2 protein-coding genes are annotated in these 2,741 nt (G+C 68.7%); one reads left to right on the forward strand and one right to left on the reverse strand.

The window, feature by feature from the left end:
• The first annotated feature begins 206 nt into the window (after window positions 1-206).
• The gene (locus KDH83_RS30205; protein WP_212322609.1) at window positions 207-1,310 is read left to right on the forward strand and encodes a hypothetical protein; all 1,104 of its coding nucleotides are present in this window, start codon (window positions 207-209) and stop codon (window positions 1,308-1,310) included.
• Between the two features lie 66 nt (window positions 1,311-1,376).
• On the opposite strand, the gene KDH83_RS30210 is transcribed toward KDH83_RS30205, so the two are convergent.
• Complete coding sequence (locus KDH83_RS30210) at window positions 1,377-2,342, reverse strand: glycosyltransferase family 9 protein (protein WP_212322612.1); 966 nt, start codon at window positions 2,340-2,342, stop codon at window positions 1,377-1,379.
• Between the last annotated feature and the right edge of the window lie 399 nt (window positions 2,343-2,741).

Below are 2,741 nucleotides of genomic sequence, written 5' to 3' on the forward strand. Positions count from 1 at the left end.
CAGGGCGGACAGGGGGGAGCGCGGGCGCCGGGTCGCCGGTGCCGGCCCGGCCCGGGGCGGGCCGCCTGTGGCAGGGGGGCCCGCGGTGACCAGCGCCGCGGCGGGGGGGGGTGTGGGGGACCGGCTGGCCCCCGGCGGCCGGGACCAGCCGGTAGGGCGTGTAGGGCGCAACCCCCGGGCCCGACGGCAGCGGCGTGTTTCCCGGCGTGACCGATGCGCAAGGACGTACCGCCTGGATCTGGACCGACACCGATCACCTGGCGCGCGATTTCACCCTTGTCCGCCTGGCTGGCGATAACAGCTGGGGCCAGGTGTTCCAACTGAGCAGCAGTTTCGAAAACGAGCCGCTGACCCGCTACCCCTACCGCATCGGCCTGCATCAGCGCTGGGGCGAGCTGCTGGTCGACCTCGGCTACACCACGGCCCAGGGCAACACCGCCTATGTCAGCGATGCCATGCCGGCGGCCTCGCTCAATCTGTACACCAGCAGCGACTCCGGTTTCGAGCTGGACTGCTTTCCCGAATTGAACGCCGTGAATCTGGAACTGGTCCGGCGTGACCTGGACGCCGCGCGCGCGCAGATCGCCGCCATGCGCTGCGCCGACACGCGCGCGGGCAAGGTGGCGCTGGCGGCCGTGCTGCTGGGCGCGGGCCAGCCCGACTGGGCACGGCGCACCCTCGCCGACGCCAGCGCGCCGGCCTGGATCGAACGCCTGAGCCCACTGGACGACGCGACGCTGGCCGAGCGCTACACGCTTCACAAGCTGCTGGGCATGCCGGGCGAGGCCCTGGCCGACGCCGTCGAATTGCAGCGACGCCAGGCCCGCAACGCCGCGACGCGGCCGGACCCGGACTATGCCAACAGCATCGCCTATTACCTGGCCGACTTCCCGGACTATCTGGCGCAGGCCGAGGCGCAGGCGCGGCGCTCGATCCGCACGGCCGGACTGCGGCCCTACAACGGCGCCACACTGGGCTGGATACTCGTGCAGCGCGGCGACTCGGCGGGCGGCCTGGCGCTGTTGCGGCGCGGCTACGCGGACTGGCCGCGCGAAGAAGAAATGGTCGCCGACTACGGCCTGGCGCTGTGGAATGACGGCCAGCAGGCGCTGGCGCGGCGGATCTGGGACCAGGCCGAGGCGCAATGCGTATGGGGCCGGCGGCTGTACGATGCGCTGCGCGCCGTGGACTACCCGCACCCGCTGTTCCATCCGTCGGACAGCGAGCCCGTGCGCGCCTACCAGCGTCGCTGTGCAAAGCCCCCGCCGCAGATCCGCGACAAGCGCCATCTGCGCGGCGCGGCCGCCTGAGGCGCGGCGCGCGCCGGGCCGCGCCAGGGCGCAAATTCGAATGGCGGCCGCAAGGGCCGCCCGGGTTCAGGCCGCGACGGGCAGCACACGATCCACCGGATCCGCCGCCAGCGCGCCCATGCAGGCGGCCAGCACCTTTTCCGGCGCGATGCTGTTGATGCCCGCGCCGGCGACGTCGGGAACCACATCGACTGCGCCCGGCCGCTGCCAGAACCACTCGGGGTTCGGTTCGTTGAACACGCCCACGTAAGGCACGCCCACGCCCTGCGCGATATGCGAAGGACCGCAGTCATTGGCGACGATCAGGCGCGCGCGCAGCATCAGCGCCGACAGCTCCGGAATGGTCCGGCAATACTCGATCCGGAATTCCGGACGGCGCAGGCTGTTGATCAGTTCGAGCTCGGCGGCCTCGTCCGGCCCCAGCACGAAGGAAAACTGCGTGCCGCGCCCGAGCGAAGTCTTGAGCAGGTCCGCCAGCCGGATGTAGTGCGCGATGCTCCAGCGCTTGAACGGCCCTGAACCGCCGCCGGGGACCATCACCACGTCGACCGGCGCCACCGGGCGCTTGCGCTGTTCGGCGATTTCCCGGAAGCAGTTCAGCGCTGCCTGATGGGGATCGAAGGAACGGTAGGTGCCCAGCAGCCGCAGATTGGCCAGGCCGATGTATTCGCCGATGTTCTTGGGATGCGAATGCGTCCAGGCGCGGTCGCTCAGGCGATTGTTGCGGAATCCCATGCGCAACGCCGGGCGGCGCAGCATGCTGACCAGCCCGTAGCGCTCGCTGCTGTGATGCAGATTGATCGACGCATTGGCGCGCGCGGGCAGGCAGCGCACGTGTTCGCGGAAGCTGGACACGCGCACGAATTCGTCCACCCAGGGCAGGGACGTGTAGTAACGCCCCACGTCATCCCGGGCCACGACCCGCAGCCGCTGCGACGGCCACCATTGCTTGAGCTGATAGAGCGTTGGAAACGCCACGACCTGATCCCCGTAGCGGGGCTGGCTCCTGATATAGACGACCGTATCCGGCATACCCTCTTTCCCGTATTCCCTGAATTGCACCCGCCGCCCTGCGCGACGGATGACTGATATCGAGATTGATTCTCTTATTGGTATTGCGGCGCTTTTACAGCTGCCGATCACGCCTTGACCGCCCTGGACGCTTCTCCCTGTCTCGGGCTGCCACGGCCGCTCGCCGTCATCGCAACGGCCAGGCCGCCGATGCCGGCAAGAGGCGAATTTACCCGGAGCGCTGCAAACGGAATACGAGACCTTGTTGAATAAATGTGAAGAGTTTTAAAGTCGTTGTTTTTTGTCACAAATAGGTCCGGAGCAGCGCTTGCCGGCGTCTCGTCCGTCCGGCGCTATGATCCGTACATACGCTGCACGTTGCGCGCCGTTCCGAGGGGATCGGCGCGCAACGTGCAGCGT

It is taken from the genome of Achromobacter sp. Marseille-Q0513 (genome assembly GCF_018195695.1).
Classification (GTDB): Bacteria; Pseudomonadota; Gammaproteobacteria; order Burkholderiales; family Burkholderiaceae_B; genus Achromobacter.